The sequence below is a fragment of the Aeromonas sp. QDB25 genome (assembly GCF_027707725.1).
Lineage (GTDB): Bacteria > Pseudomonadota > Gammaproteobacteria > Enterobacterales > Aeromonadaceae > Aeromonas > Aeromonas caviae.
Genome location: NZ_JAPCIZ010000003.1, coordinates 1 through 26849 on the forward strand (window position 1 = coordinate 1; position 26849 = coordinate 26849).

A 26849-nucleotide genomic window follows, 5' to 3' on the forward strand; every position below is an offset into this window, starting at 1 on the left:
GATCCACTCATGACTGACAGGGCAACCAATGCGCCTGCAGACCGAGCTTATCTGCTCCGGACTCCAGTCTGCGGCCAACGCCATGGTCACGAAAATAAGGGTATCTTCCGGGACACGATATTTGCTGCTGGAACATCGTCGCAGGGTGGCCGATTGATGAGCCTCTGCTGGTTGATAACCTTGCGCACACCGGTTGCGACGGAGTTCGCGACTAATGGTGGATGGATGCACACCCACCTTGCGGGCAATCATTGCTTGGCTCAAGCCATGGTCATGAAGGCAGGCGATCTGGTATCGTTGTCCTTCGGTCAACTGATGGTATCTCATGGTGTTCCGCTTTGTTTCTTTGGCGAGAAGAAGCGTACCAGAACCGGCAGTTGGCCTCTTCTCTCCTATGCACCATGGGTGTTGCAGTTATTATCTGAATTCGCGGCCCCATTTCGCAGGTACGGCTGTTGCTGATTCCATGGTGGCAAGCACGGCAGCATGGAACTCAGGCGTCATTAATCCCTCATCTTCTGTTTGGGCCAAAAAGTGAAAGTACAGGTGAATGCTCCGACATAACGACTACAACCTCCTTTCACTCTCTGCATTGATGGCGCCCAGAATCCGGCGCCGGATCAGGCCGCTGACGGGGCGGATCAGATACCAGTAAGGTGCGAATTTGAGGCGGCAGGCCAGATCCGGGCAGAACACCCTTGTCTGGGTGGTCAACCGGGTGGTGCCGTTTGGCTGGCGGCTGGCCGAAAACCCCAGGGCGAGCTTGGCAACGCCTGGCGCCGCAAAGTCCAGATACGCCTGACTGTCTGCCATGGTCACCAGACCAAAGTCCGGCCGCCAGAACCGGCCGACAAGGCCGTAGAGCAGCGTGTTGTCGTCCTGGCTGTCGAGCGGCACGAATCTGTCCAAGCCAAAGGGAGGCGGGCTGGCGCTCTGTTGGCGGCCAAGAAGATGCCCGAGGCGCATCGGCACTTCCCGCAAGCCGATCAGGTGGCGAAAGGCCGGATCCGCTTCCGGTCGATAGTTGGCCGCCGCCTGGATGACGGTGTGCGGGTCGGCGGCAATGTCGCGAGCGTGCTCTTCACAGAAGTGATAGGCAGGCAGATAGTGGTTCAGCGGCGTCATCCATTCTTCCTTGCCATCGTTCGTATCAGCATCGGCCCCTTTCATAGCACGTAGCACCAGACAAGTCCCGTTTTTAAGCCACCTTGTTCACCCCATTGAAAACGGCAGGATAGTTATCCTGCCGTTTTTTTCCCTATCTCGCCGCCTGATCCACCAGATAGAGGATGCTGTGATAGGGAATACCGGCGTGCTGGCTGAGCCCCATTTCGCAGGTGCGGCTGTTGCTGAATCCCTGTCGACAATCCCTGGGTACCTGGGCTGGTAGGCTGGCGAGGGCGGCGGCGTTGAGCTCAGGGGTCATCAATCCCTTGTCGCCGGCAAAGCCGCAGCACTGGATATGCTCAGGCACGATCACCTCCCGGGCGCAGGCGCGGGCCACCGCCAGCATGCTCTCCCCCAACCCCATACGCCGGCTGCTGCAAGTGATATGGAGCATGACGGTCTCATCAATGGGGGTCAGCTCAAGGTGGGGCAGCAGGTATTCGAGCACAAAGGTAGCGGGCTCGAACACCCGAAGGCCCTTGCCGAGCGCCCCCGAGAGCAGTCGCTGCACACAGGGGCTGGTGTCGAGCAGCACGGGCCAGCGGCCCTGCTCGCTTGCCTGCCACAGCGCATCGGCCAGCTCAGTACGCTTGGCTGCTGCCACCTCGGCCATCCCCTTGCTGTCATAGGGCATGCCGCAGCAAAGCCCCTCAACTCTCGCCGGCACTATGACCCGGCAGCCCGCTTTATTGAGCAGGGATAACACCACGTCCGGCAGTGACGGGGCATCCTCCTGCTGGCCGAATACCCGGCTGGCGCAGGATGGCAGATAAACCAGGGCGCGCTCGCGTGAACCGTCATTGTGCCCCTTCCCTGGCGGCCATTGGTAGCGGCTCGGCCCCGGCAGGGTCGGCAGCCAGGCGGGCGTGCGCTGGCCGCTCAGATGGCGAACCCCGTTCACCAGCCCTGCCAGCGCTTTCTCCCCCAACAGCTTACCGGCAATTCCTTTGAGACCCAGCGCACTGCGGGCCGTGCGGGTGACGCCGGCGAAATGATCGGCGCTCCAGCGGGCAATGGGCACGAAGCGCCGGTACTTGTCAGTGCGCAGCTTCTTGATGAGCGCGCCGGTGTTGATGCCGACCGGGCAGCGATCGGCACAGAGCCCGGTGGCGGCGCAGGTCTCAATCCCCTGATAGTCAAACAGCCGGGCAAGATCCCCTGCCACTTCACCGCTGCGACCACGGCGTGACAGCTCCCGATAGAGCACGATGCGCTGCCGTGGCGACAGTGACAGGGTGCGCGAGGGGCAGACCGCCTCGCAAAAGCCGCACTCGATACACGGATCCACGATGGCATCGCTCGCCGGCATGGGCTTGAGGTGGGCCAGGTGGGCGTTGGGGTCATCGTTGATGATGACGCCGGGATTGAGCAGGCTATCGGGGTCCAGCAGCGCCTTGATGCGGCGCATCAGCGCCATCCCCTCCGGCCCCCATTCCAGCTCCACATAGGGGGCCATGTTGCGGCCGGTGCCGTGTTCGGCCTTGAGGGACCCGCCAAAGCGCACCGCGACGAGTTCGGCCACCGCATCCATAAAGGCGCCGTAGCGGGCCACCTGCGCCGGAGCATCGAACCCCTGGGTAAAGACGAAGTGCAGGTTCCCCTCCAGCGCGTGGCCGAAGATGATGGCTTCACCGTATTCGAAGCGATCGAACAGGGCTTGCAGCCCCGCCACCCCTTCGGCCAGGCGCTCGATGGGAAAGGCGACATCCTCGATGATGACGGTGGTGCCGGTGGTGCGCACCGCCCCCACCGCCGGGAAGAGCCCCTTGCGAATGGCCCAGAGCCCTGCGCTGTCGCTGGTAAAAGGCACAGAGGCGACCTGAACGAACTCGGCGGCCATGACCGTCACCTGCTCGCAGTGATCCACCAACTCCTCTTTCGATTCCCCATGCACTTCGATCAGCAAGGCGCAGGCGGCCAGGTCCAGGGTCTTGATAAAGTCCGGCAGGCCGGGTTTGCCCGCCACCGAGCGCAGGGATCGCCCATCCATCAGCTCCACCGCCGCCACCGGGGCAGCTTTGAGCCGCGAGGTGGCCAGACAGGCCTGCTCGGCGTCCCGAAACACCAGCAGGGCCGAGGCCTTGTGGGGGTATTCCGGCACGGTGTCGAGCACCACCTCGGCAATAAAGCCGAGAGTCCCCTCCGAGCCGATCATCAGGTGGGTGAGGATATCGACGGGGTCCTCATGGTCGAGCAGGGCATTGATGGCGTAACCGGTGGTGTTCTTGAGCCGGTACTTGTGGCGAATTTTGGCGGCAAGCTCGGCATTCGCCAGCACCTCGGCACGCAGGGCCGCGAGCCCGGCCAGCAGCTCCGGGCGCCTGGCCGCAAAGGCGGCGCGGCTGTGGGGATCGCCGCTCTCCAGCACGGTGCCATCGGCCAGCAGCAGGGTCATGGCGTGCAATGTGTGATAGCTGTTGTGGGCGGTGCCGCAGCACATGCCGCTCGCGTTGTTGGCGGCGATGCCGCCGAGCTTGCAAGCGTTGATGGAGGCCGGATCCGGTCCAATCTTGCGCCCCAGAGGCGCCAGATAACGGTTGGCATCGGCGCCGATCACCCCGGGTTGCAGGGCGATGCGCTCGCCCTCGTCCAGAATGCGGTGGCCGCGCCAGCTGTCGGTCAGGGTGATGAGCACCGAATCGCTCAGGGCCTGGCCCGAGAGGCTGGTGCCGGCGGCGCGAAAGGTGCACGGCAGGCCCAATTCGCGGCACACCCCCAGCACGAAGCGCACTTCATCCAAAGAGTCGAGGCGCACGATGCGCTCGGGCACCAGGCGGTAGAAGCTCGCGTCCGTGCCATGGGCCAATCGCAAGTCCGGGTCGCTCACCAGCCGCTCCGGCGCAATGCGCGAGAGCACGGCAGCGTCAAATTCATTCCAGCGCATCAGCAATCCTCCACCAGCACGACCAAGAGGCGGCTCGGGCCATGGGCGCCGTAGGCCAGGGTCTGCTGGATGTCGGCGGTCTTGGAGGGGCCGGAGACCAGCAGCAGATTGGTGGGCATGGCCTGCTGCCAGCGCCCGGCCGCCACCAGCCCCGCCAGGTTGTCGGCGATGGTGGAAGCCGCCAGCAGGGCGATATGGCAGGGGGGCACCAAGGACAAGGTGCGCGGCTCACTGCCATCGGGCAGCAATACGAGCGTGCCGGTATCGGCGATGGCCCCCGCGCAGTGGGTGATGCCCGCCTGACAGACGTCAAACAGATCGTCTTTCCAGCTCGCGAACTCGCCAGAGGGGGTCAACACAGATCGCCCGGCGCAAGCCGCCGCGACCGCCGCCTGCCAGCGACCGCCCTGGCCACAGGCCAGATGCGTCACGCCTTCTTGATCCAGCCAGGCGGCCAGATCCCGGGCCAGGGTTGCCTGTTGGACTGTGAGGATCTCGGCGTGGCTGGCGCTGATCCCGGCAACAAAGCGCTCACGCCGCGCGCTGTCGTCTGCCCCGCGCCAAGGCTGCCAGCCATGGGGGGCATGTGCCATGGGGGTGGCGGCGCCGCGCAGGCGGCTTAATATGGCCTCTTTGCTCGACATCTCAGGACTCCTTCTTCTTCTGGCGCAGCAGGGCGTGCAGGCTCTGGGGGGCGGGTTGGGGGGCTTCGCGGCACTGGGTCCAGGGGCCCAGGTGTTTGGGCATCAAGCCCCGCAAGCGACCGGCGACACCGGTTGCGGCGTGATAGAGGCGCGGGTGGGTGGCGGCAAAGGCAAAGCCCTGCATGGCAAGGGTCTCGAGTCGGCTCCTGGCCGCCCCCTGCCCCGCCAGCGGTTCGTGACCGGGCTGTGCGTCGTGCTTGGCCTCCCGGCGCAGGCGCTGCAACATGTCGGGAATGGGGATGCGCACCGGGCACACCTCGCCGCAGGCACCGCACAGGCTCGAGGCCGTCACCAGATCCTGCGTGCTCTCCAACCCCAGCAGATGGGGGGAGATGATTTTGCCGATGGGGCCCGGGTAGATGGTGCCGTAGGCGTGGCCGCCGATGCGGGTGTAGACCGGGCAGTGGTTCATGCAGGCGCCGCAGCGGATGCACTGCAATGTCTTGCGCAGCTCCTCATCCCGGTAAGCCTGGCTGCGGCCGTTGTCGAGCAATACCAGGTGCACCTCGTCCGGGCCGTCCAGCTCCCCTGCCCGGCGCGGGCCGCTGATGACGTTGAAGTAGGTGGTGATGGCCTGACCGGTGGCCGAGCGGGTCAGGGCGCTGTAAAGGGGCGGCACGTCGGAGAAGAACTCCACCACCTTCTCGATGCCGGTGATGGCCACGTGGACCTTGGGCACAGTGGTGCACATGCGCCCGTTGCCCTCGTTCTCGACGAGGCACAGGCTGCCGGTCTCGGCCACCGCAAAGTTGACGCCGGAGAGCCCCATGCCGGCGCGGCGAAACTCTTCACGCAGGGCCCGCCGCCCGGTCTGGATCAGGGCGTCCACGTCCGTGGTGGGGGTGAAGCCTTCCAGGTTGCCGGCGAAGGTGTCGCTCACCTCCTGCTTGTTCTTGTGGATGGCGGGCATGATGATGTGGGACGGGGTGTCGCCGTCGAGCTGGACGATAAACTCCCCCATGTCGCTCTCAAGGCAGCGGATGCCGTGGCGCGCCATCTCGTGGTTGAACCCCACCTCCTCGCTCACCATGGACTTGCCCTTGACGATGCTGCTCACCCCGTGTTGTTGGGCGATCCCAAGGATGATGGCGTTGGCCTCGGCCGGTGTCTGGGCCCAGTGCACCTTTATGCCGTTGCGCTCGCAGTTGGCTTCGAGCTGCACCAAAAGGTCCGGCAGACGCGAGAGACAGCGCTGGCGAATTTGCTCCGCCGCATCGCGCACCGCCGCTTCTTCCTGCGGGTCGGCGAAGGCATCCCGGCGCTTGGCGCGCAGGTAATCCATGGCGCCGCGAAAATTCTGGCGCAGCACGGGGTCGGCCAGGGCCGCCTCGGCCTGGGGATGGAAGCGGCGCGGCGAATACTTGGCGTGATCAGACATGGGGCAGGGCCTCTTTGGTATGAGCCAAATCGCTAACAGCGGCGCCGTTATGAGCTATTTCGTCACTGTCGGGGCGGCTGTGGGCGAGCAGGAAGCTCGCCAGGTGGGTGGCAGGCAAGATCCTGCCCTGATAGGCCAGGGATCCCTTGATGTTCAAGAGGCACCCCCAGTCGGCGCTCACCAGGGTGTCGGCGCCGGTGGCCAGCAGGTGGCGGGTCTTGTCCTCCACCATGGCCTGGCTGATGTGGGGGTGGCGCACCGAGAAGGTGCCGCCAAAGCCGCAGCACTCGCTCTCGTAGGCCTGTTCATGCAAGGTGACGCCATCGAGCTGCCCCAGCAGGCTGCGGGCCGTGGTGTGTACCTGCATCTCGCGCCGGGCCGAGCAGGAGGTGTGCATGACGATGCTCGCCTCCCCCACCCCGTGCCAGCGCACCCGGCAGATCCGAGCCAGAAACTCGGTGAGCTCGAACACCCGATCGCAAAAATCGGCCACCTCAGGGCTCTCGGGGAAGAGTCGGCGGTAGTGGTGGTGCATCATGCCGCCGCAGGAGCCCGACAGCACCACCACCGGCCAGGGCTCGGGGAAGAGCGCCATCTGGCTTTGCGCCACCTTGCGCGCCTCCTCCTCGTGACCCGAGGTGTAGGCCGGCTGCCCGCAGCAGGTCTGTTTCTCGACAAAGTGCACCCTTATCCCTTCCCGCTCGATCAGGGCGATGGCATCGAGCCCCGCCACCGGGTCGAACAGGTCCACCAGGCAGGTGGCGTAGAGATAGACATCGGCCGGCTTGGCCGGGTAGACCCGCATTACCTTCATCGCTTGCTCTCCTTACTTGAGCTGCAGCAGTGCGTCCGAGATGTGGAAGCTGTACATGAGCGCCAGCCCGATAAGGCCGGTGACCAGCAGGTAGTAGAGGGTCGGCAGCGCCGTCTTGCGCAGCGTCGCCCCCTCACGGCCGAGCAGCCCCACGGTGGCCGAGGCCGCCACCACGTTGTGAATGGCGATCATGTTGCCCGCGGCGGCGCCGACTGCCTGCAGGGCCAGCATGGCGGCGGTGGAGACCCCCAGGGTCTGGGCCACTTCAAACTGGAACTGGCTGAACATCATGTTCGATACCGTGTTGGATCCGGCGATGAAGGCCCCCAGCGCGCCGATGGTGGCGCTGAGGGCCGGGAAGAACTCCCCCACCAGCCCGGCGGCAAAATTGGCGGTGGTCACCGGCATGCTGGCGAGATCCGCCCCGTTGACCCCGGAGTTGATGAAGATGCGCACCATGGGCACGGTGAAAATCAGCACGAAGCCGGCGCCGATCAGGGTGCGGCTGGACTCCCCCAGCGCCCGACCGAAGGGGGCGAGGGAGCGCGATTGCAGCCAGGTGGCGAGCAGGGCGCAGAGCACCAGCAGGCCACCCGGCAGGTAGAGCGGCTCAATGGAGGAGCTGACCCCCTTCTCACCCAGCAGATCCGTGAAGGCGAGGCTCACCGACAGGAGGCTTGCCTTGAACTCCGGGCTCACCCGGCTCGCCACCAGCAGGAGCGCCAGCGCCACATAGGGGAGCCAGGCCAGCATGAGCGACATGGGGCGACCGGCGGCCTCTTTGAGATCGAGCTTCAAGGAGCCCAGCCACTCGGCGGGCCACTCGTTCTCGGAGGCGAAATCCCAGGAGTTCTTGGGCACCAGAAAACCGGCTCGCGCCGCCGTCACCACCAGGGCCAGCCCCACCAGGCCGCCGATGAGGGACGGGAACTCGGGGCCGAGCAGCATGCCGGTGAGGGCATAGGGGACGGTGAAGGCGAGCCCGGCGAAAATCGCGAAGGGCAGGATGGAGAGCCCCTCTGTCCAGCTGCGGTTGCGGCCGAAGAAGCGGGTCAGCATCATCACCATCAGTACCGGCATCAGGGTGCCGACGGTGGCGTGAATGAGGGCCACGTTGGTGGTCACCTGTTGCAGGTAGATGTCCCAGCTGCTGCCACCGGCGCTCAGGGTCTGGCCGATGGCCTGGTTATCCAGCCCCTTGTTGATGCCCACCAGGATGGGGGTGCCCACCGCGCCAAACGACACCGGGGTGGACTGGATCATCATGCCGAGCAGCACGGCGGCGAGCGCCGGAAAGCCGATGGCCACCAGCAGCGGCGCGGCGATGGCGGCCGGAGTGCCAAAGCCCGAGGCCCCTTCGATAAAGGCGCCGAAGCACCAGGCGATGATGATGGCCTGGATGCGCCTGTCCGGCGAGATGTTGGTGAAACCGCCACGAATGGCGGTGATGGCACCGGTGTGTTTGAGGGTGTTGAGCATCAGGATGGCGCCGAACACGATCCAGAGCACGGTCACCGTGATCACCAGCCCCTGCAGGGTGGAGGCGAAGACCCGGGTTGGGCTCATCTGCCAGCCCCAGAGGGCGATGAACACGGTCAACAGGAAGGCGACGGGCATGGCGCGCTTGGCGGGCCAGTTGAGGCCGACCAGCAGCACGGCGGCCACCAGGATCGGCGAGAAGGCCACCAGGGCCAGCAGGGTGTCTGTCATCATTGCGTCCTTGTCCAGAGGGGTGCAGAGGCGCACCTTGTTGTTGTTTTGTTAAGCGGACGTGACCTTACTCTGTTCCTTTTTCGCGATATATGGAAATAATGAACAACATTCGTTCCAAAAGTTGATCAATATGGCCAGTACCGACGACCTCATCCTCTTCGCCCAGGTGGTGGAGGCCGGATCCTTCAGCAAGGTAGCGGAACAAAATTCCCTGACAAATTCAGTGGTTAGCAAGCGGATCGGGCGTCTTGAAGAGGAGCTCGGGGTCCAGCTCCTCTATCGCACCACCCGCCGGCTCACCCTGAGCGAGGCGGGCAAGGCGCTCTATCAAGGTGCCAAAAATGTGAAGGCCGCCGCACTGGACGCCTTCGACGCGGTGGCGGGATTTGGTGAAAAGGTGAGCGGTCATGTGCGGATGTCGGTGCCCACCATCTCGGGGGAGCTCTTGCTCGCCGATGCGGTGGCCGATTTTTGCCAGCAGCACCCGGGGCTCACGGTGGAGATGTCCCTGGACAACCGCTTCGTCAACCTGGTGGAAGAGGGGTTCGATCTGGTCATTCGCACCGGCTATCTGGATGACTCGAGCCTGATTGCCCGCCACATTCTCGACTCCCAGTGGGTCATCTGCGCCGCCCCCGCCTATGTGCGCCGCTTCGGGGCGCCGCGGGAGCCGTCAGACTTGCTCGCCCACAACTGCCTGCGCTACGCCTACCAGAGCACGGGGGCCTCGGAGTGGGCCTTCAAGGGGGAAGAGGGCAACTATCTGGTGTCGGTGTCGGGGAGCTTTTCAACCGACAACGCCGGCGCCCTGCGCAAGGCGGCGCTGGGGGGGCGCGGCATCGTCTATGTGCCGCGCTGTCTGGTCTATCACGACCTGATGCAGGGGGATCTGGTGGACTTGTTTCCCGACCGGGTGGGCAAGAAGCTCGGCATCTACGCCGTCTACCCCTTCACCCGCCAGCCGCCGCGCAAGATAAGGCTGCTCATCGAGCACATCCGCCAGCGCTATCTGGAGATTGGCCACTACTTCCTCTGAGGCCCTTGTCGGGCCTCAGAGGGCGGATGACGCCGCCTGACGGGAGAGAAACGCCAGGGACTGGCGGTTGAAGTGATCCGGCTGCTCCACGTTGCAGACGTGGCCGCACTTTTCGATGATTTCGAGGCGGCTGTAAGGGTCGCGGGCCACCTGCTCGCGCACCGGGGCGAGGAACATGTGATCCTCCTCCCCCATCACGTAGAGGGTGGGAATGGGCAGGGCCCGCTCGCGAAAGTAGCGCATCAGGGGGTTCACCTCGGTGGCGAGACGGAACCAGCGCTTGAACTCCTTCTGGCACAGCTTTCTGGCCTCGCGCACGAAGAGGTTGCGGGACTCCTGATGGTGCTGGCGCGGCATGATGATGAAGGCGAACAGGCGGTAGAGCCACATGTAGGGCAGGAAGTGCTGGCCGAGGCGACCAAGCTGCACCAGCACCCGGGAGCGGATGTCGAGACGCAGGATGGCGCCGCCGAGCACCATGCTCTTGACCCGCTCGGGGCGAAGCTCCGCCAGGTGGCGGATGAGGATGGTGCCAAGAGAGATGCCGACAAAATGGGCGTGGGGGATGCGCAGGTGATCCAGCAGGCGCAGGATATCCTCGGTCACGGCCCGAAAGCTGTAGTGCCCCTTTACCACCTGCTGCAGCTGGTTGGACTGGCCGTGACCGCGAAGGTCCAGCAGCAGCACGTTGAAGTGCTCCCGGTAGGCCCGCAACTGCTTGAACCAGATGGAGGAGCTGCCGCCCGCACCGTGCACGAACACCACCCAATCCCGATCGGGACCCAGTTCAAAGGTCTTGTGGTACAACATCTCATGGGCTCCCGGGGTGATGGGGGGTATACTCGGCGCGCATATTAACAGAAGGCTCACCCCGGTGAACATGCTTCCACCATGATCGGACCAGCCTGGAGTCCCCATGACCCTCGTTCAATTGCGTGAATTTTTGCTCAGCCAGCCCGGCGCCACCGAGGACACCCCCTTCGGCCCGGAGATCCTGGTCTACCGCATCGCCGGCAAGATGTTTGCCCTGGTGGACTGGCAGGCGGAGCCCCTCTCCATCAACCTGAAGTGCGAACCCGAGCTCGCCCTGCTGCTGCGGGAGATCCACCCCGAGGTGAAACCGGGCTGGCACATGAACAAGCAGCACTGGAACACGGTGACCCTGAGTGAAGGCCTGTCTGACGATCTCTGGCAGGGCTGGATAGTCCACTCCTATGAGCGGGTGGTGGCGGGTCTGCCCAGGGCGAAGCGGCCCCAGGCCCCCCGCGCGACCATCAGGGAGGGTTGATCCATGCCGTCTCTTTCTTCTCCTCGCATCGTCCCCCTCGAGGAGGCGCACATACCAAGGCTTTTGGATCTGTTCGAGCAGTCGGTACGCCGCCTGGGGCCTGCACACTATAGCCCGGAGCAGGTGGAGCAGTGGGCCAGGGGCGCCCATCACCCGGGGCTTGCCAGCCAGTTGCGCGAGCACCATGGCTGGGTCATCGAGCAAGACGATGTGCCCCTTGGCTTTGCCACCCTGAGCGATGACGGTCATCTCAGCCTGCTCTACGTGAGCGCGGATCATCCGCGCCAGGGGCTCGGCACCCTGCTGCTGGAGCGGGTGCTGGCAGCCGCCAGCCAGATGGGACTTGGCAGCCTCACCACGGAGGCGAGCGCCTTCAGCCTCGCTCTCTTCCTGCGTCACGGCTTCCTGCTGACCGGATTGGAGACGGTGGAGCGCGGCGGTGTCCAATTTATCCGCCATCGGCTCCACTGCCGCTTGCCATGACGGGTTCAGCCACTAAAATACGCACCATTTCCCCAAGGCAATGAAGAAAGGGCAGCCATCATGGTGGTAGAGAGCGACGGTTACATTGCGCTGATCGAGTATCTGGTAGAGAGTCTGGGTCTGTTCGAGAGCCAGCAACAAGGCGGCGGCGCCCAGACCATCGAGGATCTGGTGAGCAGCCGGGTGGCCGACAACCTGATGGCCATCTGCGAGCAGAACCCCCAGCTCGACCCCAAGGTGCGCTTCCTGATCATGCAGGAGGCCGATGCCGTGGTCGCCGACCTGGAAGAGGTGCTCTCCGCCGTCTGGTTGTCCGCCCCCAGCGAAGCCCAGCAAGCCTTCCTCATCGAGTTCATCGACCTCATCAAGAACCTGTTCGACAGCACCATCAGCTGACCCCCCCCTGCCGTGACGGCAAGGGGACGAGATGCAATGAGGCGAGGAGTGAGGCGGGACGCCCAATGAAAAGGGCCGCCTCATCGGGCAGCCCTGCTTGCTAGCATTGTCAATTCATCGCGCTTGTCAGAGTAATGAATTTCGGGGCAAAAAAATGAGTCTGGTCTTGGCAACCGTCCGTGGTCGCTACCCTGTTGGTCAGCCAGGGTTCAGTTTAGTTCCCCACCTGACGCATTTTTTTCAATTATTTTTCATCACAATAACACGGGGGCCTGATGGCCCCCGTGGTATGCAATGACGCCTCAGCGATTCAGGCTGGGAGGCAGGCAGACGCCAATGCCCCCCAGGCCGCAATACCCCTCGGGATTCTTCTCCAGATATTGCTGGTGATAATCCTCGGCATAGTAGAAGGGGGCCAGCGGCAGGATGCGGGTGGTGATGGTGCGCCCGTCACCGCTCGCCGTCATGGCCTGCTGGTAGGCGGCCAGGCTCTGCTGGGCAATCGCCTCCTGGGTGTCGTCCCCGACGAAGATGACGGAGCGATACTGGGTGCCGATGTCGCCACCCTGGCGCATCCCCTGGGCCGGATCATGGTGTTCCCAGAACAGCTTGACGAGATCCCCATAGCTGATGACCTTGGGATCGAACACCACCTGCACCGTCTCGGCGTGGCCGGTCAGGCCGCTGCACACCTCCTTGTAGGTGGGATTGGGGGTCAGCCCCCCCTGATACCCGGCGGCGGTGGAATAGACCCCGGGCTGCTGCCAGAACAGACGCTCCACACCCCAGAAACAGCCCATGCCGAACCAGGCAAGCGCCATCCCCTCGGGCCAGGGCCCCTGGGTCGGGTGGCCGTTTACTGCATGCACCAGGCCAATCTCCAGCGCTTCCCGCCGTCCCGGCAGCGCCTCTGCCGGTGAAATAATCTGCTCCATATGCCCTGTCCTTGTATAAAACCCCGCGCAATGCGGCTGACGAAAAGGAACACCGAAGATATCAGGTTATTAGCCCGGATCAACCAGGGAGCGGCCCCCGGGGCGCCCCTCCCGCCCTCGCCTGCGTCTTCCCCTCCCCGCCCGCACTGGTCAAAATGGCGACAAAAAAAACACCAAGTCGATATTTAGTCTTGATTTGTGAATTTATTTTCATATATTGGGCGAATTGCTGCTTTTTTATGGAATGAAATACGTGCGTGAACGCGAACCCAGCCTGGTCCATGCCTTTCGGCAATCCACCCCCTATGTCAATGTGCACCGGGGTGCCACCTTCGTCCTGATGATCGGCGGGGAAGCCATTTGTCACCCCAATTTCGCCAACATCGTCAGCGACATCGCCCTGCTGCAGACCTTGGGGATCCGCCTGGTACTGGTGTTTGGTTCGCGTCCGCAAAATGACGAGGCCCTGGCCCGTGCCGGCATCCAGGCCCAGTATCACAAGCGGATCCGGGTCACCGACGATGCCAGTTTCGCCATCATCAAGCAGGTGTGCGGCGGTCTGCAATACGACATCACCGCCCAACTCTCCATGGGCCTCGCCAACACCCCCATGCAGGGGGCCCGCATCAGTGTGGTGAGCGGCAACTTCGTCACAGCCCAGCCGCTGGGTGTGGATGACGGCATCGACTTCTGCCACAGCGGCCGGGTGCGTCGCATCGATGTGGAGGGGATCACCCGCCAGCTGGATCAGCACGGCCTGGTGCTCATCTCCCCCATCGGCTGCTCGGTCACCGGCGAGAGTTTCAACCTGAGCTCGGAAGAGGTGGCCCGCCGGGTGGCGGTGGATCTCAAAGCCGACAAGCTCATCTGCTTCAGCAGCACCCAGGGGGTCATGGACAGGCACGGGGAAGCCATCTCCGAGCTCTTCCCCGAGCAGGCCGAAGAGCTGCTGGTGGCGCTGGAGCAGGCGGGGGAAGAGATGTCAGGCACCGCCCGCTACCTGCGCGCGGCCATCGCCTCCTGCCGGGGTGGCGTGCCCCGCTCCCACCTGGTGAGCTATCAGGACGACGGCGCCATGCTGCAGGAGCTGTTCAGCCGCGAGGGGCTGGGAACCCAGATCGTGCGCGAAAGCGCCGAGCGGGCCCGGGCCGCCACCATTGAGGACATCGGCGGCATCCTGGATCTCATCCGTCCGCTGGAGGAGGAAGGGATCCTGGTGCGCCGCTCCCGGGAGCAGCTGGAGATGGAGATAGACAAGTTCACCATCATCGAGCGGGACGGCCTCATCATCGGCTGCGCAGCGCTCTACTGCTTCATGGAAGAAGCCATGGCCGAGATGGCCTGCGTCGCCATCCACCCGGAGTATCGCAACTCCAACCGGGGGGACACCCTGATCGCCAAGGTGGCCGAGCGGGCCAAGCGGCTCGGCATCCGTCGCCTGTTCGTGCTCACCACCCGCTCCATCCACTGGTTCCGGGAGCGGGGCTTCGATCCCCTGGAAGTCGAAGATCTGCCGGTGGAGCGCCAGCGCTTCTACAACTGGCAGCGTCGCTCCAAGGTTTTGTCCAAGACCATTTCGTAACTGATTGATCTTGTGCCTGGTTACCGTCAATTTTGTTCTTTTTTACGAACTCGATTGACAGTGCAATCCAGACCAAGGTATTTGTACATGCACGCCACCTGTCACAGGTGGCACCAGAAGAGGAGCGCTGCCCAGGCAGCCCAGGGGAGGACACCAGTGTCCGGTGAACTTGGGTCAGGGGGAGCAGCGCCGAGACGAGGCGAGTGACTGGACACCGCCACGTCGGCTGCGGGGGCTGAATCCCCCGGGTTGTCATCGGTAGTGGTCATCCCACACCGCGCCCCACCTTGGGGCCGGTACGGGATGGGCTCTGCAGGTGGAGTGCTTCTGGCCGGGATCCTCGCGTTTTCCTGCCATTTTTTGCCTCCTCCTCTCTATTTGCCCGATGAAACCGGATTTTCACCTTGAGACAGGAGTATGCAATGAACCCGATCAATGTCGCCAAGTTTGGCGGAACCAGCGTCGCCAATGCCGCGGCCATGAACCACTGCGCCGACGTGGTGCTGGCCAATCCGGCGACCCGGGTGGTGGTGCTGAGCGCCAGCGCCGGCGTCACCAACCTGCTGGTGAGCCTGGCTCAGGGTGAACTGGACGAAGCCGGACAGGATGCCCAGCTTGCCAGGCTTGCCGACATCCAGCTGGCCATTCTGGCCGCCCTTGGCAACCCGAGCGACGTGAGCGCCCTCATCCATGCCCAGCTCGGCGACATTCGCACCATGGCCCGTCAGGCCAGTCAGCACACCGACGCCGAACTCGCCGATCGCCTCATCGCCTGCGGCGAGCTGATGTCCACCCGTCTCTTCACCGAACTCCTGCACCAGCGCGGGGTCAAGGCCCAGTGGCAGGATGCGCGCCAACTGCTGCGCACCGACAGCCGCTTTGGCAAGGCCACCGTGGATCTCGCGGCGACCCGCGCCCTCTGCCAGCAGGCGGTGGGCCCGTTGCTGGGTGACAGCCTGGTCATCACCCAGGGCTTCATCGGTGCCGACGGCGATGGTCGCACCACCACCCTCGGCCGTGGCGGCTCCGACTACAGCGCGGCCCTCCTGGCCGAGGCACTGGACGCAGGCAGCATCGAGATCTGGACCGACGTGCCCGGCATCTACACCACGGATCCCCGCCTGGTTACCCGCGCCCGCCCCATCCCCGAAATCAGCTTCGTGGAGGCGGCGGAGATGGCCACCTTCGGCGCCAAGGTGCTGCACCCGGCCACCCTGCAACCCGCGCTGCGCCAGGACATCCCGGTGTTCGTGGGCTCCGCCAAGGACCCCGCCGCCGGTGGCACCTGGATCCGCGCCACCACCCGCAGCAACCCGCTGTTCCGGGCCGTGGCCCTGCGCCGCCAGCAGGTGCTGGTGACCCTGCACAGCCTCAACATGTTCCACGCCTACGGCTTCCTGGCCGAGGTGTTCGGCATCCTGGCCCGTCACCGCATCTCGGTGGATCTCATCACCACCTCCGAGGTGAGCGTCTCCCTGACCCTGGATCACACCGGCAGCCAGAGCAACGGCGAACCCATCCTGAACGACAAGGTGCTGGCGGAGCTCGGCCAGCTGTGCAAGGTGGAAGTTGAGACCGGTTTCGCCCTGGTGGCGCTCATCGGCAACCGCATGAGCGAGGCGGCCGGGGTGGGCAGCCAGGTGTTCGACGCCATCCGCGAGCACAACATCCGGATGATCTGCTACGGCGCCAGCGCCCACAACCTCTGCTTCCTGGTCAAAGAGGACGAGGCGGGCCACATCGTCAACTGCCTGCACCGGGAACTGCTCGACTGAGTCGCCCCGGCGCTGGCACACAACGAGCCTCCTCCGCCCCATCACACCCGGGGCGGCCTTCCCCACTCAGCAAAGAGGGGCGCCGCGGCGCCCCTCTTGTCACTCTTCTTCCACCATCAGCTGGTGACCAGGGTGGCCCGGGTGGGCAGCAGATTGGCCCGGATCTGCTCGCGCAACCCTCCCAGCCGTTGCAGCAACCCGGCCTGACCGAGCCCCGCTTCGTCAGGGGCCAGATTGTCCACCAGGGCCGGGAAGTGCTCCCGTACCGCCTGCTCCAGCCAGTCGAGGCGGCGCAAGGTGAGCGGGCCGCAGCTCTTGCCGCTGAGGTCGTCCAGGATGTCGAGCCGATGGCTGCGGTACATGTCGCGCCACCAGTTGGCCGCCAGCGCCTCGTCGCTTGCCAGCGCCGCACTCCACTCCCCCACCAGTCCCTGCATCCGCGCCAGCACGGGGGCGCTCGCCCCCTCCCGCGACAGGTATTGCAGCTCTCCCCTGGCCCAGGCGAGGCAGAGCTCGCGCCAGCGGCGAAACAGCGGCAAGGGATCCGCCTCGTCCAGCCAGAGCCCGGAGAGAGTGCGGGTTTCCAGCCGCTCAGGCACATGGAAGTCGGGATCGGTGAGGCCGTTGGAATTGAACTCGTGCAGGGGATCGAAGGGCCACATGTAGCCAAAATCGAACACCGAGATATGCTGGCCGTCATCCAGCAGGTTGCCCGGGCTCGGATCCCAGTCAAACCAGCCCCAGCGGGCCAGCTCCGCCTCCACCGCCAGCATCTGCGCCAGGTTGCGCTCGCAGAGCGTGCGCACCGGCTCCCCCCGCAGCCAGGGGGAGACCAGCACCCCGGCCCGGGCGGAGCCGAAACTGGTGCAGACCACGTTGGAGAGGATGGTGGGGTGCAGCTCCCGCAGGCTCTCTATCTCCCGACGCCGCTCCAGCTCGTTGAGAAAGGCGGTCTTGCCGTCCACATTGGCCACCAGAGAGTCCTGGCGGCAGCGTTTCAGGCACCAGTGGTGCCCCTCCACCTTGAGATGGAACACCTCGGCGGTGAGCCCGTGACCGTAGACCTTGACGACGTCCGGGTGATCCTCGGTCAGCCGGACGAGCTGGGGCAGCGGCAGCGGGCAGTCCCGCTCCCGCCCGATCCGGATCTCTTCTTTGCTCTCCAGCATCTGGAGCAATCTGGCCTGACGCGCCGCAACTTTGGGATTCATACATGTACCTCCAACCGTTACTGAGAGACTAAACAGCGCCCCCCTCCCAGACCAGCGGCAAAGGCTCATGATGACGCTTTCATCACAGAATGAGTGCCCCTGGCGGATCGGGATCACAAATTGCTTCACTGTGCTCATCACGGAATATTCATCTTGTTGTCATTAAATTGACATCAAGGAACAAGCCACGCACCATCGGGTCAAAATAGAGGCAGTTGTCGCTGCCATGACAGCTCCAAGGATGAGCCCTTATGAATGCCCCCGTCACCGGCCACCGCCCCGCCTCCCAGCCCCTGGCCGGGCTGTTGCTGGGTCTGCTGACCGCCCTGCTGCTGCTGACCCTCGCCCTGCCGCTGCTCAACCCCGTCAGCTGGCTCGGGCGTGCCGCCCCCCTCATTCTGGGCCCGGCGGATCAGCCCATCGCGACCCTCAATCGCTACAGCCTGCTCTACAAAAGTGACAACCGGGGCTTCTATCTGGTGGTGCGCAGCCAGTGGCAACTGCTTAAACCCCTGCAGGAGGGGGACAAGGTGCGGGTGGAGCTGCTCAACGACAAAGGGGTGCGCATCGATCAGCTGAGCCAGGCGGTGGACAAGCGCCAGAAGTGCCGCAAGGAGCGCTGCACCCTGAGCCTCAACAGCGCCCTGCGCGCCCCCGACGACGCCCTGGACAGCCGCTACCAGCTGCGCATCGGGTTGCTGCTGGCAGACAGGCCGGAGAGCACCGAATACAGCCAGATCCTCCAGACCCTGCCGGAGCGCGGTTTCAACCTCCTCTACCTGATGACCAGCCTGCTGCTGGTGCTGCTGGTGAGCGCCGCAGTGCTCAAGGCCCTGCTGCCGCGGCTTCGCCGAAGCTACCGCGCCCGGGTGGCAGGCAGCCTGCTGCTCGGCAACCTCACCTTCGTGCTGCTCCACGGCTTCGTGGTGTTCAAGCTGGGGGAATTCCTGTTCTGGTCGGGCTTTCGGCCCGAGCACTACTACCTCGCCTGGGGCAGCATGGTGCTGGGCTGGAGCCTCTGTGCCCTCGCAGGCTTCAGCCTCTATATGGGGCTGCTCTTCACCGCCCTCTCGGGCATCGGGCTGCTCGCCAACTTCATGAAGATCGCCATCTACGGGGTGCCGCTGGGGGGGGACGATCTGGGCAACCTGCTGGCCCTGCTGCACATCCTGCTCGATCAGCACCCGGTGCTGCCGGTGCTCGTCGTGCTGGGGCTCCTCTTTCTGGTGTGGCGCTTCGCCCTCTCCCGCTGGATCCTGCGGGGCTTGCTGCGCACCGCCGCCGCCACCGCCGCCTTCTTCGCCCTCTGCGTGTTCGCCACCCAAACCGGCAACAAGCTGCTCGGGGCCAACATCCGCTATGTGGACAGGGCGGTGAACTACCACAGGGACATCATCCGCGCCGGCCCCGGCCTCTACCTGTTCAACCTGGTGGACGAGATGCTGCAAAGCGGCAACGTGTTTCGCTACCCCTTGCAGATCAACGAGCGCACCCCGGAGCTGAGCCTGCCCGCCCAGCCCAGGGCTCCCCGCTTCGATCTGGTGATCGTGCTGCAATACGAGTCGCTCTGGCTTGACTGGCAGGGCCGTCTCTGCGCCCCCGCCCCCACCTTGAGCCTGCCCGCCAGCGTGGCCCAATGGCGCAAGACCATCCACTCTCCCACCACGGGCGGCATGACGGTACTGGCGGAGTTCGAGATGAACACCGGCCTGCCGGTGGGCCTGCTCAAACAGGGGGTGGTGCCCTACTACTACCTCTCGGACAAGGTGCCCGGCCTTGCGCGCAGCGCAGCCGAGAGCGGCTACCAGACCCTGTTCGCCCACCCCTATGTGGAGAAGTTCTGGGGCCGCGCCAAGGCGATCCCGGCCCTCGGCTATCAGGAGCGCTGGTTCGATACCCGCTTCACCGCCCTCGAGCACAAGGGGCTCTACATCTCCGACGATGCCCTCATCGATCACCTGCTCAAACGCAGCAACCAGGACGATCAGCCCCTGTTCGCCTACGCGGTCACCATGCAGGGGCACGGCCCCTTCGACGGGGATCGCTACCGGGCCCAGCAGCGCAGCGGCGCCTGCCCGGATCAGAGCCCGGCGGATACCCAGTTGCTCAACACCTACTACACCGGGGTGGTGGATGCCATGGCCTCCCTGGAGCGGCTGCTCAAGACCCTGGACAGCTCCGGCAAGCGCTACCTGGTGGTGGCCTTCGGGGACCACCAGCCCTTCCTGATGTCGGCGGGCAAGGGTATCCACGGCGCCAAACCGCCACGGGATGCCAGCTACCAGATCCCCATGATGGCCTTCACCCGGGCCGGGGACGGGCTGGATCTCGCCCGCCAGTTCGACCCGGTGCGCCAGCTCTACCAGATGGGCCAGGCCACAAGGCAACTGCTGGCGGGGGACCTCACCCCCATCCGGGACCAACCCCTGCTCCACCCGGTGCTCGGGGAGGAGAAAGGCTTCGACCCCTCTCCCCTGGTGCCGCAGATCCGCGCCAGCTTCCGGCCCGATGCATTGCCCTGATCGATTGAGACACGAGGGACACAGATCCTTGCAACACCTTCCGGCCCGATGCCCTGCCCTGATCCGCAGCGAAGTTGCAGACGACAAAGAGGTCGCCCGGGCGACCTCTTTTTATGGGCGGGATGCGAGTACAGTGCCGCCTGCACCTCGCCATGTTCGTCCCGACCTGGGCTCTACGACCCCTGACAGGTCATTTTTTGTTTAGACATATCAAACGATAACTCATTATCGAATAGTAAAATTGAACAACTTTGCCGACCTTCAGGCCCTGTGCCCCCCCCATGTTCCCGCACCTTCTCCGGGCCGGGCCGCTTTTTCTCTCATTCCCGGCCAGCCCAGAACCATCGGGGCATTCGATACGTTCAGGCCTTGAGCCCCACTCACTTGCACCCACCTTTGCGCGTCACACCCAACAAAAAGCCGACCTCGGGGTCGGCTTGTGACGGGGCGTTTGGCCATGCAGGGCCGGGCACTGGCGGGCTAGATCACCACGGCGGTGCCGCTGATGCTGACCATCAGCATGCTGCCGTTCTGGCCCACCACCTCGTAGTCGATGTCGATGCCCACCACGGCGTTGGCCCCCAGCGCCTGGGCACGCTCCTTGAGCTCCTCGAAGGCGATCTCCCGGGCCCGGGCCAGCTCTTTTTCGTAGGCGCCGGAGCGACCGCCGATGATGTCGCGGATGCCGGCGAACAGATCCTTGAAGATGTTGGCGCCGAGGATGGCTTCGCCCACGACGATGCCGCGGTACTCGCGAATGGTCTTGCCTTCCAGGGTGGGGGTGGTTGAGAGGATCATGAGGTCTCCTGTGAGTTGGGCTGGGTGCGCGAAGCACCGTTGCCGTCATGGTAGCAAGGCGCTGGCCAAAGCATAAGCCCGGCGTGGTCAGGGGCTTCAAGCACAGCGCCCGCCAGGTTCATCAAGGAGCCATCCATAGGGCCTGTGTCATGCCACTTTCCCCCGCACAGCGACCTTGGGCACCGGTGCTGGGGAGAGGGCTTCCGGCCACGATGAAAGCGGGGCCTTGATGATGCAGACACGACGGCAGCTGCACCGGCCCTCTGCGTCTTCGCCCTGAACGGCGGCAGGCGCTGCCAGGAGCGACCCGCGTCGGCCATAAAAAAAGGAGAGGCAAGCCTCTCCTTTCTGATGTTCGCAACGGCAGCCGCCATGCACTCAGTGCAGCTTCATGCTCGGGCGCAGCACCCGGTTGATGCGGCCCACCAGCATGATGAGGCCGGTCTTGATGTAGCCGTGCAGGGCCACCTGGTGCATCCGGTAGAGGGAGATGTAGACGATGCGGGCGATGTAACCCTCCACCATCATGGAGCCCCGCATCAGGTTGCCCATCAGGCTGCCCACGGTGGAGAAGCGGCTCAAGGAGACCAGGGAGCCGTGATCGTGATAGCGGTAGGGCTTCATCTCGCCGCCGTTCATCTTGGCCAGGATGTTCTTGAACGCCTGGGTCGCCATCTGGTGGGCGGACTGGGCGCGGGGCGGCACGAACTTGCCGTCCGGCTGCGGGCAGGCGGCGCAGTCACCGATGACGAAGATGTTCTCGTCCCGGGTGGTCTGCAGGGTCTCGTGGACCACCAGCTGGTTGATGCGGTTGGTTTCCAGGCCCGCGATCTCCTTCATGAAGTCCGGCGCCTTGATGCCCGCGGCCCACACCATGAGGTCTGCTTCAATCAGCTCCCCATCCTTGGTGTGCAGGCCCTCGGCGGTGGCCTCGGTGATCATGGTGGCGGTGCGCACGTCCACGCCCAGCTTCACCAGCTCCTGATGGGCGGAGCCGCTGATGCGCTCCGGCAGGGCCGGCAGGATGCGGGGGCCCGCTTCCACCAGGGTCACCTTGAGGCTGTCGGTGGTGAGGTTCTTGAAGCCGTAGGCGTAGAGCTGCTCCACCGCGTTGTAGAGCTCGGCGGAGAGCTCGACGCCGGTGGCGCCGCCGCCGACGATGGCGATCTTCACCTTGTCACCGGGCTGGTATTCGGTGGCGAACTGCAGGAAGCGGTTCATCATGCTGTTGTAGAAGCGGTGCGCCTGAGAGGGGCTGTCCAGGAAGATGCAGTGATCCTTGATGCCCTTGGTGTTGAAGTCGTTGGAGACCGAGCCGATGGCCATCACCAGAATGTCGTAAGCCACTTCCCGCTCGTTGACCACCAGGGCGCCGCTCTCGTCGTGGATGGGGGCCAGCACGATGCGTTTCTCGTCGCGCTTGATGTCGGTCAGGCTGCCGAGCTGGAATTCGAAGCCGTGGTTCTTGGCGTGGGACTGGTAGCTCAGGGCATCGATGCCCGCATCCATGGAGCCGGTGGCCACTTCGTGCAGCAGGGGCTTCCACAGGTGGGTGCGATTGCGATCCACCAGGGTGATCCTGGCCTTGTTCTTCTTGCCCAGCTTGCGGCCCAGGCTGGTCGCAAGCTCGAGACCACCGGCGCCACCGCCTACAACGACAATATTCATCATGATGATTTTCCTTGGTTCCTCAAAACGAAAGGGAGCCATTGGCTCCCTAAAACGAAATCGGTTGACGTGATGGCTCAGGCTTCTTTGAAGGCCTTCATCCGTTGCAGATGGTGCGAGATGTTCTTGAACTTATGGGTCTCGCGCTCATCCCATACGATGTCGTAATAGTTCTTCAATTCACGTTCAGTGTCCCGATTATCGCGGATTTCATCCTGAACGGAAAGGATGCACAGGCAGTTTCCTGAATTTTTATTACGAAATTCGGTTACACACTTGGTGCCGATGTCCTCGTACTCTTCCGGCCTGTCGATCTTGCCCTGCATGTTCTCTTCCGGGTGCAGGTTGGGGTTGAAGACCACCTGCTTGATACCGCACAGAAACCCGATCCGCTCGCTCCAGTAGCCACCCAGGCCCACGCCGCAGATGAGGGGTTTGGGATCGGTGCTCATGTCGAGCTGCTTCTTCACTTCCTTGAGCAGGTGGCTCATGTCGTGGCGGGGGTGAACCGTGCTGTAGTGCACGAAACGCACATCATCATCGATAAACTGCAACTGCAGCACTTTTTCATGATTGCCGGGGCTGGTGGCATCAAAGCCATGCAGATAGATGATCATGGACAAGACCTCAAAAACTGTGTCGGTTCTATCGAAACTACCCCAGCGACAGGGCCTTGCGCCACCAAAACATCCCACTTTCTTGCTTTGGATCACGCCCCTTCGGGCAACCAAACCGCGCGTCGGGGCGGCTGTGGCAGCGCCATGCCCCGGCGGGACATGGCGCAAACCGGGTCTGGCGAGGTTACCCGCCGCACTGGGCGAAGCGCGCCACCGCCGCTTCCACCAGGGCCAGGCTCCCCTGCCAGAAGGCGGGTTTTCGAATGTCCTGCCCCAAATGCCGTTCGACCAGCTCTTCGGCGCTCATGCGACCTGTGTCTCGCAGCAGGGCGCGGTAGGCCTTCGCCACCCCCTCCTCCCCTGCGGCCTGGCGGCTCATCAGCTGCTGATAGACCCCGAGGCTGAACAGATAGCCAAAGAGGTAGGGGTAGTTGTAAAAACCGAAGCCCGCGATGGAGAAGTGCGCCTTGGCGGCCCAGAACAGGGGGTGATAGCGGTCGAGGCTCTGCTCGTACCAGCGTCCCCAGGCCTCGTCGGTGAGCCCCTTGAGCCGGGCCGACGACACATAGCCCTGCTCGCGCTCGGCCACCAGGGCCCGCTCGAAGTCGAAGCGGGCCGGGATGTTGACCAGGAAGGTGGCGGCGCCATCGGCATCCGCCCAGGCGATGGCCAGACGCTCCTCGGCGCTTCGGGCCTGCTCGTAGAGGGCGCTACGCACCAGGGTCTCCGCGAAGATGGAGGCGGTCTCCGCGAGGGTCATGGGGTAGCTGCGCTGGCTCATGGGCAAGTCTCGGATGAGCCAGTTGTGCCAGGCGTGACCGAGCTCGTGGGCCAGCGTGATGACGTTGTCCATGGTGCCCGCATAGGTGATGAAGACCCGCGGCTCCACCGGCTCGGCAAACTTGGTGCAATAGGCCCCGGTGCGCCGGTTGGGGGTGGGGGCGGCATCAATCCAGCCGCGCTCGGCCATCATGCGGGCAAAGTCCCCCATCTCGGGGTCAAAGCGCGCGAAGGCCTGGGCGATGATGTCGACCGCTTCCTCGAAGGGGATCTCCCGGCGGCTGGCGGCAGGGGGCGGCGCAAAGAGATCCTCCGGCCCCAGCACCTCGAGGCCGAGGTGACCGGCCATCAGCCCCAGGGCCCGCTGGCCCAGATGACGGGCCTGCCAGGTCTCCGCCATCAGAGTATCCAGGGTCGCCCGCTCGATGTGGCTCTGGTGGCAGGAGAGATCCAGGGCATCGAGGCGCCGGTGTTTGCCGCGCTGGCGCGAGAGCTCCAGGCGCCAGCCGTTGAGGGCGTTGAGGATGGCCGCCACCGTCTCCTGCTCCCCTTCCCAGCCGGCGCTGATGGCATCGAAGGCCTCTTTGCGCAGGGCCCGATCCGGGCTGGAGAGCAGGTTGCTCGCCTCCGCCAGCCCCATCTCGCGACCCGCGATCACCAGCCTTATCTTGCCCACCAGATCGTTGTAGAGGTTGCCCCAGGCGTGCAGGCCGTCGGTGCCAAGGCCGATGACCAGCTGCTCCGCCTCCACCGGCAGCCGCTGATCCTGCAGGCGGCGCTCGTGGCGCAGCCGGTACCCCTCCTCCCCGAGCAGGGGGTCGGCCATCAGTTGCTCAAACTCGGGCGCAGGCAGCCCCAGCATCAGATCTTCGATGGGGGCAAGCGTCTTGAACAGATCCGCATTGAGGGCACGGGCCCGGGAGGCAACCTGCTTGGCGAGGGGATCCCGGGCGTCCTGGCTCCCCTTGCAGGCGGCCAGCACGGCGATGTTCCAGCCGATGTCGCGAATGCGCCGGGCCCGCAGGCGTACCTCCCTGAGGAAGTCCAGCAAAGCGCCTGGGGTGCGAGGAACCAGGGCCAGTCTCTCGATGAAACCGCTCAGCTCGGCCAGGCTGGCGCGGGCCAGGCTCATGTCCGCCTCGAGGACACTGCTGTCGAGGGAGGGGTAGATGTGATCATTTTGCCACTGCTGTGGATAGACTCGTTGTTGCATCGAACGCTCATCGTCAGGGACGGGCCTGGCCCGTCGTGAAATCCAGGTGGCCAGAGCCACCACCTTCGCGGGCAGGCATCACACCAGCCGCTCGAGGCGCACCACCGCCTCTTCCACATAGCGCAGGCTCTCCTGCCAGAACCCGGGTTCGCGGATGTCGACCCCCAGGTGCTTCTCCACCAGCGCCTCGGCGCTCATGCGGCCGGTATCTCGCAGCAGGGCGCGATAGGCGGGCACAAACTCGCCCCCGGCCCGCGCATGCTGGGCATAGAGCCCCAGGCTGAAGAGATAGCCAAACAGATAGGGGTAGTTGTAGAACCCGGACTCGGCGATGGAGAAGTGACCCTTGCTGGCCCAGAACAGCTCGTCATACTGGCTGAGGGCGTCACCATAGCACTGCTGCTGCGCCGATTTCATCATCTCCCGCATCTGGCTCGTCCCCACGTAACCCGCCTCCCGCGCCGTCACCAGGGCGCGCTCGAAGGCAAAGCGGGCGGGGATGTCGAGGAGCAGGCTCGCGGCCCGCTCCCCGTCCAGCCAGGCGATGGCCCGGCGCTGCTCCACCTTGTCGGTGGCGGCCAGCAGGGCATCACGCACCAGGATCTCGGCAAAGAGGGAGGCGGTCTCCGCCAGCGTCTTGGGGTAGCCCCGCTGCTCGAAGGGAAGATCCCGCAGCAACCAGCTGTGCCAGGCGTGGCCGAGCTCATGGGCCAGGGTGATGACGTTGTCCATGGTCCCCTCGAAGGTGAGGAAGACCCTTGGCTCGGGCGGATCGGCATACTCGGTGCAATAGGCGCCGCTTCGCCTGTGCTCGCTCGGGGCGGCATCGATCCACCCCTTGTCGGCCATCATGCGGACAAACGCCCCCATCTCGGGATCGAAGGCGGCAAAGGCCTCCATCACCAGATTCAGCGCCTGCTCGAAGCCGAACTTGCCGTGTACGGCCTGAGGCGCCGGAGCAAAGAGATCCCAGGGGGCGAAGTCGGTGATCTGCTGGGCACAGGCCATGGCCCGCAAGGCGCGGCGCCCGAGCTCCCTGTGCTCCCCGGCCGCCGCCATCAGGGTCTCCAGGGTCGCGCCCGTGATGTGCTCCTGATGGCAGGTGACCTCGAGGGCATCCAGCCTGCGCCCCTTGCCACGCTGGTGGCCGAGCTCGTTGCGCCAGCCGTTGATGGCGTTGAGAATGGCGGTCACCGTCTCCTGCTCCGCCTCCCAGGCGCCCTGGATGGCGTGCCAGGCACTGGCGCGCCGCGCCCTGTCCGGGTGGGCGAGCAGGTTGTCCGCCTGGGCAAGCCCCATGGGCACCCCCTCCACCACCGGCAGCAGCCGCCCCACCAGGTTGTCGTAGAGATCCCCCCACCCCTGCAGGCCGTCTACCGCCAACCCCTCGATGAGCTGCTCGCTCTCGAGCGAAAGCCACTGATCCTGCTGCGCTCTGTCGTGATGGATGTGGTAGGCCAGCTCGAAGAGTTCGGGATCTTGCAGCAGGGTGCGCACCAGTGACTTGGGGGCGCGAACCCAGAACAGGTCCACCGGCTTGCTGCGCTGGGCCAGGGTCGCCTCCAGCTGCTGGCCCCGGGAGAGCAGTACCCGGGCCTCCTCGTCGCGCCCGTTCTGGCTCAGCCGGTTGTAACCATAGACCTGACTGTTCCAGGCCAGGCTCTTCACCCCGTTGGCCTCGCGGCGGATGGCCCGCAGCAGGTGGCGCAGGGCATTGGCATCCGCAACGGGATGGGCGGGATCCGGCAGGTCCGCCAGGAGGGCGTCAAGCCGGGTGAGGGCGCGGGCAGCCTCCTGGAAGGCGGCCTCGATGGCAGGATCGTCGGGGGCGGCATAGATGTGATCATCTCGCCAAACGGGTGGTTTCATGGTTGTCCTTGTCTGT

The 26849-nt window shown here is 64.7% G+C and carries 22 protein-coding genes and 1 riboswitch; of the genes, 7 read left to right on the forward strand and 15 right to left on the reverse strand.

The annotated features are described in order from the left end of the window. From PG883_RS01555 to PG883_RS01585, 7 genes are all read right to left on the reverse strand, one after another. A partial coding sequence (locus tag PG883_RS01555; RefSeq protein ID WP_270806885.1) for a helix-turn-helix domain-containing protein occupies nt 1-327 on the reverse strand: 327 nt, incomplete at its 3' end. Nucleotides 328-567: 240 nt separating this feature from the next. After that, the gene (locus PG883_RS01560) at nt 568-1125 is read right to left on the reverse strand and encodes a hypothetical protein (RefSeq protein WP_270806886.1); all 558 of its coding nucleotides are present in this window, start codon (nt 1123-1125) and stop codon (nt 568-570) included. A gap of 133 nt (nt 1126-1258) precedes the next feature. Further along, nucleotides 1259-4051, reverse strand: a complete 2793-nt coding sequence (locus PG883_RS01565; RefSeq protein ID WP_270806887.1) for an FAD-binding and (Fe-S)-binding domain-containing protein — start codon at nt 4049-4051, stop codon at nt 1259-1261. Beyond that, nucleotides 4051-4695, reverse strand: a complete 645-nt coding sequence (locus tag PG883_RS01570) for a LutC/YkgG family protein (RefSeq protein ID WP_270806888.1) — start codon at nt 4693-4695, stop codon at nt 4051-4053. The genes PG883_RS01565 and PG883_RS01570 overlap by 1 nt, the downstream gene beginning before the upstream one ends. 1 nt (nt 4696) lies before the next feature. Next, a complete protein-coding gene (locus PG883_RS01575; RefSeq protein ID WP_270806889.1) occupies nt 4697-6133 on the reverse strand; it encodes a LutB/LldF family L-lactate oxidation iron-sulfur protein in 1437 nt (478 codons plus the stop codon). Continuing rightward, the gene (locus tag PG883_RS01580) at nt 6126-6947 is read right to left on the reverse strand and encodes a (Fe-S)-binding protein (protein ID WP_201927089.1); all 822 of its coding nucleotides are present in this window, start codon (nt 6945-6947) and stop codon (nt 6126-6128) included. The genes PG883_RS01575 and PG883_RS01580 overlap by 8 nt, the downstream gene beginning before the upstream one ends. Before the next feature lie 12 nt (nt 6948-6959). Continuing rightward, nucleotides 6960-8657, reverse strand: a complete 1698-nt coding sequence (locus PG883_RS01585; protein ID WP_270806916.1) for an L-lactate permease — start codon at nt 8655-8657, stop codon at nt 6960-6962. Between the two features lie 61 nt (nt 8658-8718). Between PG883_RS01585 and PG883_RS01590 the strand changes: the two genes are divergently transcribed. Further along, a complete protein-coding gene (locus PG883_RS01590) occupies nt 8719-9696 on the forward strand; it encodes a LysR family transcriptional regulator (RefSeq protein ID WP_270806890.1) in 978 nt (325 codons plus the stop codon). Between the two features lie 15 nt (nt 9697-9711). Here PG883_RS01590 and PG883_RS01595 read toward each other — a convergent pair whose 3' ends face one another. Next, nucleotides 9712-10506, reverse strand: coding sequence for an alpha/beta fold hydrolase (locus PG883_RS01595; protein WP_010674369.1), 795 nt, complete (start codon nt 10504-10506; stop codon nt 9712-9714). 106 nt (nt 10507-10612) lie between these two features. On the opposite strand from PG883_RS01595, the gene PG883_RS01600 reads away from it, so the two are divergent. From PG883_RS01600 to PG883_RS01610, 3 genes are read left to right on the forward strand one after another with little or no spacing between them, the layout of a single operon-like run. Beyond that, nucleotides 10613-10984, forward strand: coding sequence for an MmcQ/YjbR family DNA-binding protein (locus PG883_RS01600; protein ID WP_039038958.1), 372 nt, complete (start codon nt 10613-10615; stop codon nt 10982-10984). A 3-nt stretch (nt 10985-10987) separates the two neighbouring features. After that, complete coding sequence (locus tag PG883_RS01605; protein WP_029314371.1) at nt 10988-11467, forward strand: GNAT family N-acetyltransferase; 480 nt, start codon at nt 10988-10990, stop codon at nt 11465-11467. A gap of 60 nt (nt 11468-11527) precedes the next feature. Further along, nucleotides 11528-11863, forward strand: a complete 336-nt coding sequence (locus PG883_RS01610) for a DUF3802 family protein (RefSeq protein ID WP_010674366.1) — start codon at nt 11528-11530, stop codon at nt 11861-11863. 302 nt (nt 11864-12165) lie between these two features. On the opposite strand, the gene msrA is transcribed toward PG883_RS01610, so the two are convergent. Beyond that, nucleotides 12166-12798 carry a peptide-methionine (S)-S-oxide reductase MsrA gene (gene msrA, locus PG883_RS01615; RefSeq protein ID WP_270806891.1) on the reverse strand — a complete coding sequence of 211 codons (633 nt, stop codon included), beginning with the start codon at nt 12796-12798 and terminating at the stop codon, nt 12166-12168. A gap of 253 nt (nt 12799-13051) precedes the next feature. Between msrA and argA the strand changes: the two genes are divergently transcribed. Further along, on the forward strand, nt 13052-14380 hold the full coding sequence (argA, locus tag PG883_RS01620) for an amino-acid N-acetyltransferase (RefSeq protein WP_041215931.1): 1329 nt from the start codon (nt 13052-13054) through the stop codon (nt 14378-14380). Between the two features lie 109 nt (nt 14381-14489). Beyond that, nucleotides 14490-14715: riboswitch (Lysine riboswitch) on the forward strand. Between the two features lie 87 nt (nt 14716-14802). Beyond that, a complete protein-coding gene (gene lysC / locus PG883_RS01625; RefSeq protein ID WP_010674363.1) occupies nt 14803-16155 on the forward strand; it encodes a lysine-sensitive aspartokinase 3 in 1353 nt (450 codons plus the stop codon). Nucleotides 16156-16271: 116 nt separating this feature from the next. Here lysC and PG883_RS01630 read toward each other — a convergent pair whose 3' ends face one another. After that, the gene (locus PG883_RS01630; protein WP_270806892.1) at nt 16272-17366 is read right to left on the reverse strand and encodes a hypothetical protein; all 1095 of its coding nucleotides are present in this window, start codon (nt 17364-17366) and stop codon (nt 16272-16274) included. A gap of 251 nt (nt 17367-17617) precedes the next feature. Here PG883_RS01630 and PG883_RS01635 point away from each other — a divergent pair, with 251 nt between their 5' ends. After that, entirely contained in the window at nt 17618-19888 is a 2271-nt protein-coding gene (locus PG883_RS01635) for an LTA synthase family protein (RefSeq protein WP_270806893.1), read from the forward strand. 480 nt (nt 19889-20368) lie between these two features. Here PG883_RS01635 and PG883_RS01640 read toward each other — a convergent pair whose 3' ends face one another. The 5 genes from PG883_RS01640 to PG883_RS01660 form a co-directional block, all read right to left on the reverse strand. Next, nucleotides 20369-20686 carry a heavy metal-binding domain-containing protein gene (locus PG883_RS01640; RefSeq protein WP_010674360.1) on the reverse strand — a complete coding sequence of 106 codons (318 nt, stop codon included), beginning with the start codon at nt 20684-20686 and terminating at the stop codon, nt 20369-20371. Between the two features lie 378 nt (nt 20687-21064). Next, the gene (locus tag PG883_RS01645; protein WP_041212859.1) at nt 21065-22357 is read right to left on the reverse strand and encodes an NAD(P)/FAD-dependent oxidoreductase; all 1293 of its coding nucleotides are present in this window, start codon (nt 22355-22357) and stop codon (nt 21065-21067) included. Between the two features lie 74 nt (nt 22358-22431). Beyond that, the gene (ycfP, locus tag PG883_RS01650) at nt 22432-22971 is read right to left on the reverse strand and encodes an alpha/beta hydrolase YcfP (RefSeq protein ID WP_005331594.1); all 540 of its coding nucleotides are present in this window, start codon (nt 22969-22971) and stop codon (nt 22432-22434) included. Nucleotides 22972-23155: 184 nt separating this feature from the next. After that, nucleotides 23156-24964, reverse strand: coding sequence for a M3 family oligoendopeptidase (locus PG883_RS01655; RefSeq protein WP_270806894.1), 1809 nt, complete (start codon nt 24962-24964; stop codon nt 23156-23158). Nucleotides 24965-25042: 78 nt separating this feature from the next. Then, nucleotides 25043-26833: a M3 family oligoendopeptidase gene (locus PG883_RS01660; protein WP_270806895.1), complete on the reverse strand. Its 1791-nt coding sequence runs from the start codon at nt 26831-26833 to the stop codon at nt 25043-25045. Nucleotides 26834-26849 lie beyond the last annotated feature (16 nt).